Origin of the sequence: Piscinibacter sp. (assembly GCF_050175855.1) — a bacterium.
GTDB lineage: Bacteria > Pseudomonadota > Gammaproteobacteria > Burkholderiales > Burkholderiaceae_C > Piscinibacter.
Window position 1 is genome coordinate 1 of sequence record NZ_JBFXIO010000262.1, and the last position, 7,292, is coordinate 7,292.

Sequence of the window (7,292 nt, forward strand, 5' to 3'; positions counted from 1 at the left end):
CGCCGGACCGGCCGGCGCGAGAATCGGGCCCCCTCCCTGGAGACTTCACATGCACAAGCGCACTGCCCTGCGCGGCCTCGCCGCTGCCTCCCTGACCCTGGGCATGGGCCTCGTCGGCCCGCAAGCCATGGCTGCCGACCCGATCAAGATCGGCCTGATCCTGCCGATGACGGGCCAGCAGGCCACCACCGGCCGGCAGATCGATGCGGCCGTGAAGCTCTACCTGGCTCAGAACGGCAACACCATCGCCGGCCGCAAGGTCGAGGTGATCGTCAAGGACGATGCCACCGTGCCGGACACGACCCGCCGCCTGGCCCAGGAACTGGTGGTGCAGGAGAAGGTGGTCGCGCTGGCCGGCTTCGGCATCACGCCGGCGGCCATGGCCACCGCGCCGATCGCCACGCAGAGCAAGACGCCGATGGTGGTGATGGCCGCGGCCACCTCGGCCATCACGAAGGCGTCGCCCTATGTGGTGCGCAGCAGCTTCACGCTGCCGCAGGCCTCGGTGGCCATCGCCGAATGGGCCAACAAGAACGGCATCAAGAATGTCGTCACCCTGGTCAGCGACTATGCCCCGGGCATCGATGCCGAGAGGTTCTTCGCCGACCGCATCACGCTCAACGGCGGCACGGTGATGGACAAGCTGCGCACGCCGCTGCGCAGCCCGGACTTCGCGCCGGTGCTGCAGAAGGTGCGCGATGCGAAGCCCGATGCGCTGTTCGTCTTCCTGCCCTCGGGCCAGGGCGCGGCCTTCATGAAGCAGTTCGCCGAGCGTGGTCTGGACAAGGCCGGCATCCGGCTGATCGGCACCGGCGACATCACCGACGACGACCAGCTCAACGACATGGGCGACGTGGCGCTCGGCGTGGTCACCGCGCACCACTACTCGGCGAACCACAAGTCGGCGGCCAACCAGAAGTTCGTCGACGCCTTCAAGAAGGCCAACAACGGCATGCGGCCGAACTTCATGGCCGTGGGCGGCTACGACGGCATGCGCATCATCATGGAGGCGCTGAAGGTCACCAAGGGCGCCGGCGGCGACGCGCTGCTCAACGCCATGAAGGGCCAGGTGTTCGAGAGCCCGCGGGGCCAGGTGCTGATCGACGCGCAGACGCGCGACATCGTGCACGACATGTACATCCGCAAGGTCGAGCGCGTGGGCGGCGAACTGCACAACGTCGAGTTCGACGCCATCAAGGCGATGAAGGACCCCGGGAAGAACTGACTCCCCCCGTAGCGCCTCACGGCGCTCCCCCCAGGGGGCGCCGCCGGCGGACCGGCGGAGCCGGATCCGCGGCGGCCGCTTGAGGGCACCGAGCTCCTTCCATCATGCTGACTCTTCTTTTCGACGGCATTGCCTACGGCATGCTGCTGTTCGTGCTCGCGGTCGGGCTTGCCGTCACGCTCGGGTTGATGAACTTCGTCAACCTGGCGCACGGCGCCTTCGCGATGGCCGGCGGCTACGTGACGGTGCTGCTGATGGAGCGCGCCGGCATCCCATTCCTGGCCACGCTGCCGCTGGCCTTCCTGATCCCGGCGGCGGTCGGCGCGGTGGCCGAGCGCACCCTGTACCGGCCGATGTACAAGCGGCCGCACCTCGACCACGTGCTGTTCTCGATCGGCATCGTCTTCATGGCGGTGGCGGCAGTCGACTACGTCGTCGGCTCGCAGCAGCAGATCATCAAGCTGCCGGAGTTCCTGCAAGGCCGGTTCGAGATCGCCGGCGTGGGCATCGGCAAGTACCGGCTCTTCATCGTCGTGGTGTGCCTGGTGCTCACCGCCATCCTGCAGCTGATCCTGGCGCGCACGCGCTTCGGCAGCCGGCTGCGCGCCGCGGTGGACGACCCGCGCGTGGCCGCGGGTCTCGGCATCAACGTCAACCAGGTGTTCAGCGTCACCTTCGCGGTGGGCTCGGGCCTGGCCGGACTGGGCGGCGCGCTCGGTGCCGAGGTGCTGGGCCTGGACCCGAGCTTCCCGCTGAAGTTCATGATCTATTTCCTCATCGTCGTGTCGGTGGGCGGCACGACGACGATCACCGGCCCGCTGCTGGCGGCGCTGCTGCTGGGCATCGCCGACGTGTTCGGCAAGTACTACGTGCCGGAGCTCGGCGCCTTCGTGGTCTATGCGCTGATGGTGGCGATCCTGTTCTGGCGCCCGCAGGGCCTGTTCGGCCAGGGGGCGACGAAATGAGCGCCGCTGCTTCGCTCGCCAGCGGCCGCCGCTGGAAACCGTGGGAGATCGCGATCCTCGTCGCGCTGCCGCTGAGCTGGTTCGCCGCCGGCGAGCAGCACTCGCTGCTGGCCAACGAAATTGCCATCTTCGCGCTGTTCGCGGTCTCGCTCGACCTCATCCTCGGTTATGCCGGCATCGTCTCGCTCGGCCATGCGGCCTTCTTCGGCACCGGCGCCTATGCGGCCGCACTGTTCGCCAAGCACGTGAATCCCGATCCGCTGGTCGGCCTGGCCGTGGCGATCGGCGTGACCACGCTGCTCGGTGCGGCCAGCAGCATCCTGGTGATGCGTGGCTCCGACATGGCGCGGCTGATGATCACGCTGGGCGTGGCGGCGCTGCTGTACGAACTCGCCAACAAGCTCGAGTTCACCGGCGGCGCCGATGGCCTGCAGGGCGTGGTGATGGGCTCGCTGTTCGGCCGCTTCGAGTTCGATCTCTACGGCCGCGTCGCGCTGGCCTACTCGCTGGTGGTGCTGGTGATCGGCCTCTTGATCGCGCGGCGCATCGTGCACTCGCCCTTCGGTTGGTCGCTGCAGGCGATCCGCGACAACCGGCTGCGCGCCTCGGCCATCGGCCTGAACGTCGACGCCAGGCTCGGCGTGATCTACACGATCTCGGCCGCGATGGCCGGCGCGGCCGGCGGCCTGATGGCGCAGACCAGCGGCTTCGCCTCGCTCGACGGCCTGGACTTCCACCGCAGCGCCGACACCATGCTGATGGTGGTGATCGGCGGAGCCGGCTGGCTGTGGGGCGGCCTGTTCGGTGCGATCGCCTTCAAGCTGCTGCACGATGTGCTCTCGGCCTGGACGCCGCAGTACTGGACCTTCTGGCTGGGCCTGTTCCTCGTCGTGCTGGTGATGGTCGGGCGCGATCGCTTCTTCAAGCCCTGGCTGTGGTTCCGCAAGGGGAGCGGCTCATGACCGTCGTCCTCGAGACCCGCAACCTCGTCAAGCGCTTCGGCGCCTTCGCGGCCACCAACGACGTGTCGCTGAAGGTGGAGAAGGGCGCGCGCCAGGCGCTGATCGGCCCGAACGGCGCTGGCAAGACCACGCTGATCAACCTGCTGACCGGCGTGCTCGAGCCCACCGCCGGCAGCGTGATCCTGGAAGGCCAGGACATCACCAGGCTGCCCTCGCACCAGCGGGTGCGCCGCGGCATCGTGCGCACCTTCCAGATCAACCAGCTGTTCAGCGAGCTGACGCCGCTGCAGTCGCTGGCGCTGACGGTCTCCAACCAGCTCGGCATCAGCGGCCGGCTGTGGCAGGCGCTGGGCCGCGATGAGCGCGTCGCCCAGCGCTGCGACGAACTGCTCAGGCAGTTCCACCTCGACGACGTGCAGGACCAGAAAGTCGCGCTGCTGGCCTACGGCAAACGCCGCCAGCTGGAGATCGCCACCGCGCTGGCCTGCAACCCGCGCGTGCTGCTGCTCGACGAGCCGGTGGCCGGCGTGCCGGAGGGCGAGCGGCAGGAGATCTTCGACATCGTCAACGCGCTGCCGGCCGAGGTGACGGTGCTGCTGATCGAGCACGACATGGACCTGGTCTTCAACTTCGCGCGCACCGTGTCCGTGCTGGTCAACGGGGCGCTGTTCGCGGAAGGCGACGTGAAGAGCATCGCCAGCGATCCGCGCGTGAAGTCGGTCTATCTCGGGGAGGGCACGCCGCATGGCTGAGCTGCTGCGGGTGGAGAACCTCAAGTCCGGCTACGGCGAGGCCGTGGTGGTGCAGGGCATCAGCCTGGTGGTGGAGAAGGGCCGCTCGCTGGCGCTGCTCGGCCGCAACGGCACCGGCAAGACCACGCTGCTGAACACGCTGGTGGGCGCCACGCGCCACCACGCCGGCCGCATCGTGCTCGATGGCGTCGAGCTGACCACGCTGCCGTCGTTCAAGCGCGCTGCCGCCGGCATCGGCTGGGTGCCACAGGAGCGCAACATCTTCAAGTCGCTGACCGTCGAGGAGAACCTCACCGCGGTGGCGCGGCCGGGGCCGTGGACGGTCGCGCGCGTCTACGAGATGTTCCCGCGGCTGGAAGAGCGCCAGCGCAACCTCGGCAACCAGCTCTCCGGCGGCGAGCAGCAGATGCTCGCGGTGGCACGAGCGCTGGTGCTCAACCCCAAGCTGCTGCTGCTCGACGAGCCGCTCGAGGGCCTCGCGCCGATCATCGTCGAGGAGCTGTTGCGCTCGATCGGCCGCGTGGTGCGCGACGAGGGCATGTCGGCCATCATCGTCGAGCAGAACCCGAAGATGATCCTGCCGATCACCCACCACGCCGTGGTGCTCGACCGCGGCGCCGTCGTGCACGAGGGCGAGAGCGAGGCGCTGTTGCGCGACCCGCAGACGCTCGAGGCCTGGCTGTCCGTCGCCCACCATTGAGCCTGCGAGTCGGCAGCCTCACTGGCACTGGAAGCTGGAGGCGATCTCGGTCTCGGTGGCCCCGGGCCTGAGCACGGCCTGCTTCGGGTAGGCGCACAACGGGCGCGTGCGCGTGGCCGGCCAGCCTGCCGCGACGACATCGGGGTCGGCGGCGTTCACCGAGGCGGTGACCGACTCGGGCGCCGAGCCCCGCTCGACCCATGCCTCCAGCGCCGCGAGCATGTCGAAGCGGTCGGTGGCCGGCCCGCCCGAGCAGTGGTTCATGCCGGGCACGAGGAACAGTCGCGCGTAGCTCGCCACATCGGCGTCGGCGCTGCGCAGCGCGTCGTACCAGGCGATCGTGTCGTTGGCGGAGAACACCGGGTCGCCGGTGCCGTGCACCACGATCAGCTTGCCGCGCGACTTCAGGGTGTTCAGCTGCGTTGGCTGCGGCGGCGTCATGAACTCCATGGCCGACTCGGCGAAGGTGGCGTTCTTCGCGAAGATCTTCGGCGCATCGGTGTCCATCGAGAAGCCGAGCTGGTAGCCGAGGCCGCCGTCGGAAAGGTCCGGCGCATCCGGCGGCGAGGTGAAGATGTAGCCCATCGCGCCGGCGCCGATCAGCGTGTTGAAGGGCAGCGGCGCGAAGCCGGCGTCGAGCTTCCAGAATCGCCATCCCGCCCCGGCCACGCCCGCGTCCCAGGGCCAGCTCGCATACAGGCTGTCGCCGTTGCCGTTCTGCGCCCCGGCGAACACGCGCTCCAGTGCCGACTTCTGCGCCGTGGTCAGGCAATCGGCGGCGGGGCCGCCGGTGCAGCTGGGCACGTCGGTGGCGAGGTCGAAGGCCGCCTGGCAGCCGACACGGTCGTGGACCATGCCGTCGGCCACGCCATCCAGCGCATCGCAGCGCGCGAGGATGCGCTGCGCCACCAGCGTCATCGCCGACGCGGGGAAGATGTCCTTCGGCAACTGGCCCGGCGCGCTCGCCGCGGAGAAGAACTGCTGTGTGTCCCAGGCCTGGGCGATCGCGGCCTTGGGCAGGTTGAAGCCGGGGTTGGCGGCGACGAAGCCGTCGTACTGGCTGGCCAAGCGCGACGCGGCGACCATCGCGTCGCGCCCGCCGTTCGAGCAGCCGAGCAGGTAGGAACGCGACGGCCCTCGACCGAAGCGTGTCGTCACGATCTGCTTGGCCACCGTGGTCACGCGGCCCACCGCGTTGTAGCCGTAGTCGCTGCGCGCCTGTGGATCGAGGCCGAAGGTCGCATCCGACGCGCCGGTGGCATGGCCGCCGTCGGTACTGACGACGGCGTAGCCGCGCGACAGTGCGGTGCCGCTTGGTGCATTGAGCAGGTTGCCGGTGGCCGGCACGATGACGCCGTTGGTGCCGCTGCCGCCCTGGAAGAAGAACTTGCCGTTCCACGCCGAGGGCAGGGGGGTGCGCAGTTCGAAGCCGATCGCGTAGGGCTTGCCGTCGATGCCGGTACGCGCGTCGAGCGAGCCGGTGACCTGGCAATGCGCGGGCAGGTCGCCGGCGGCGCTCACTTCGACGGCACGGGCGACCTGCAGCCCGGCGATGCCCATCCGGGCGGTGGTGAGGTCGGTGCAGGCCACGGGGGCGGGCGAATCGCCGCCGCCGCCGCAGGCGGCCAGCAAAGCGGCGGTGCACACGGCCGCCAGGCGAGGGGTGGTCGTCATGGAATGTCTCCGGTGTGGGGTCGAACGCCGCCGGCACTGCGTCGGCACCGGCGGATGCACGCCAATCTAGAGACGCCCCAGGCGCCGGTCTTGTCGATTCCCGACACGCCCGCCTACGGCGGGCGCGGCCCTCAGTGGTGCCGTGCGGCGCGCCAGCGGCCCGGCGTGGTGCCGGTGCGCTGGCGGAAGGTGCGGGTCAGCTGGCTCTGGTCAGCGAAGCCGCTGTCCAGCGCGACGTCGGCCAGGGGCCAGCCTTGCACGATGCGCGCCTTGGCGTGCTCGACGCGGCGCGCGAGCAGGTACTGGTGGGGCGAACATCCCATCGTCGCGCGGAAGGCACGCAGCAGATGACGTTCGCCGACGCCGGCGACGGCCGAAAGCTGCGACAGCGGGAGCGATCGATCGAAGTGCGCCTCGACGAAATCGACCAGCCGCCGCTGCGCGTGGGGATCCAGCACGGCCTGGCCGCGCGGCGGGTCACCGACGGCCAGCTGGCCGACGATGCCGGCCACCAGACAGTCGCCGACGAGGCGGCCCGCCGGGCTGTCGGCGGCCAGGTCCATGCGCAGTGCGTCGAAGAGCGGGCCGAGCGCGCGCAGCCGCGCCGGCGCCGGCGCCGCGAGGCGGCTGCGCGGAATGCCGTCGAGCAGCTGCTGCGCGCGCTCGGGCTCGATGAACAGGAACTCGCTGCGGCTGCTGCCCCGCCAGTGCAGGTGCTGCTCCTGGCCCGGGCAGGCGAGCTGCAGGCCCGGCGGCAGCGTCTGCCACGGGGTGCGACCGACCTGGCGGTTGGCCACCGGCGAGTGCATGCGCACCAGGCAGTACCGCTCGTGAACGTGGTCGATCGTGCCTTCGGGCGCACCGACGATGTCGGTGAAGAACGCCCCCTGCCAGCCGGCGGCAGTGCTGTCGGCGAGGAACCGCGGTGCCACCGAGTCCCGGAACAGGCCGTCGGGGCCGGGCAGCGGCGCGATTTCCGTCAAAGCGGCAGGCCGACGTAGTTCTCGGCCATCG

Annotated in this window: 7 protein-coding genes; 5 read left to right on the plus strand and 2 right to left on the minus strand. The window is 70.1% G+C overall.

The annotated features are described in order from the left end of the window. Positions 1-49: 49 nt before the first annotated feature. The 5 genes from AB7U92_RS18015 to AB7U92_RS18035 all read left to right on the plus strand — a co-directional run bounded on the left by AB7U92_RS18015 (position 50) and on the right by AB7U92_RS18035 (position 4,604). The gene (locus AB7U92_RS18015; protein WP_428579993.1) at positions 50-1,225 is read left to right on the plus strand and encodes an ABC transporter substrate-binding protein; all 1,176 of its coding nucleotides are present in this window, start codon (positions 50-52) and stop codon (positions 1,223-1,225) included. A 104-nt stretch (positions 1,226-1,329) separates the two neighbouring features. Then, positions 1,330-2,190: a branched-chain amino acid ABC transporter permease gene (locus tag AB7U92_RS18020; protein ID WP_428579996.1), complete on the plus strand. Its 861-nt coding sequence runs from the start codon at positions 1,330-1,332 to the stop codon at positions 2,188-2,190. After that, positions 2,187-3,152 carry a branched-chain amino acid ABC transporter permease gene (locus tag AB7U92_RS18025; protein ID WP_428579998.1) on the plus strand — a complete coding sequence of 322 codons (966 nt, stop codon included), beginning with the start codon at positions 2,187-2,189 and terminating at the stop codon, positions 3,150-3,152. The genes AB7U92_RS18020 and AB7U92_RS18025 overlap by 4 nt, the downstream gene beginning before the upstream one ends. Continuing rightward, the gene (locus tag AB7U92_RS18030; protein WP_428580001.1) at positions 3,149-3,904 is read left to right on the plus strand and encodes an ABC transporter ATP-binding protein; all 756 of its coding nucleotides are present in this window, start codon (positions 3,149-3,151) and stop codon (positions 3,902-3,904) included. Before AB7U92_RS18025 ends, AB7U92_RS18030 begins: the two co-directional genes overlap by 4 nt. Further along, on the plus strand, positions 3,897-4,604 hold the full coding sequence (locus tag AB7U92_RS18035; RefSeq protein WP_428580004.1) for an ABC transporter ATP-binding protein: 708 nt from the start codon (positions 3,897-3,899) through the stop codon (positions 4,602-4,604). The genes AB7U92_RS18030 and AB7U92_RS18035 overlap by 8 nt, the downstream gene beginning before the upstream one ends. An 18-nt stretch (positions 4,605-4,622) precedes the next feature. Here the strand turns inward: AB7U92_RS18035 and AB7U92_RS18040 are convergent, their stop codons facing one another. Next, the gene (locus AB7U92_RS18040) at positions 4,623-6,278 is read right to left on the minus strand and encodes a tannase/feruloyl esterase family alpha/beta hydrolase (RefSeq protein WP_428580007.1); all 1,656 of its coding nucleotides are present in this window, start codon (positions 6,276-6,278) and stop codon (positions 4,623-4,625) included. A 131-nt stretch (positions 6,279-6,409) separates the two neighbouring features. Next, positions 6,410-7,292, minus strand: an 883-nt coding sequence (locus tag AB7U92_RS18045; RefSeq protein WP_428580010.1) for a helix-turn-helix domain-containing protein, incomplete at its 5' end; no start/stop codon positions are given.

Excerpts from the sequence above, each read along its gene's own strand:
- AB7U92_RS18015 (WP_428579993.1), top strand. The coding sequence starts at position 50 with ATGCACAAGCGCACTGCCCTGCGCGGCCTCGCCGCTGCCTCCCTGACC.
- AB7U92_RS18020 (WP_428579996.1), top strand. The coding sequence starts at position 1,330 with ATGCTGACTCTTCTTTTCGACGGCATTGCCTACGGCATGCTGCTGTTC.
- AB7U92_RS18025 (WP_428579998.1), top strand. The coding sequence starts at position 2,187 with ATGAGCGCCGCTGCTTCGCTCGCCAGCGGCCGCCGCTGGAAACCGTGG.
- AB7U92_RS18030 (WP_428580001.1), top strand. The coding sequence starts at position 3,149 with ATGACCGTCGTCCTCGAGACCCGCAACCTCGTCAAGCGCTTCGGCGCC.
- AB7U92_RS18035 (WP_428580004.1), top strand. The coding sequence starts at position 3,897 with ATGGCTGAGCTGCTGCGGGTGGAGAACCTCAAGTCCGGCTACGGCGAG.
- AB7U92_RS18040 (WP_428580007.1), bottom strand. The coding sequence starts at position 6,278 with ATGACGACCACCCCTCGCCTGGCGGCCGTGTGCACCGCCGCTTTGCTG.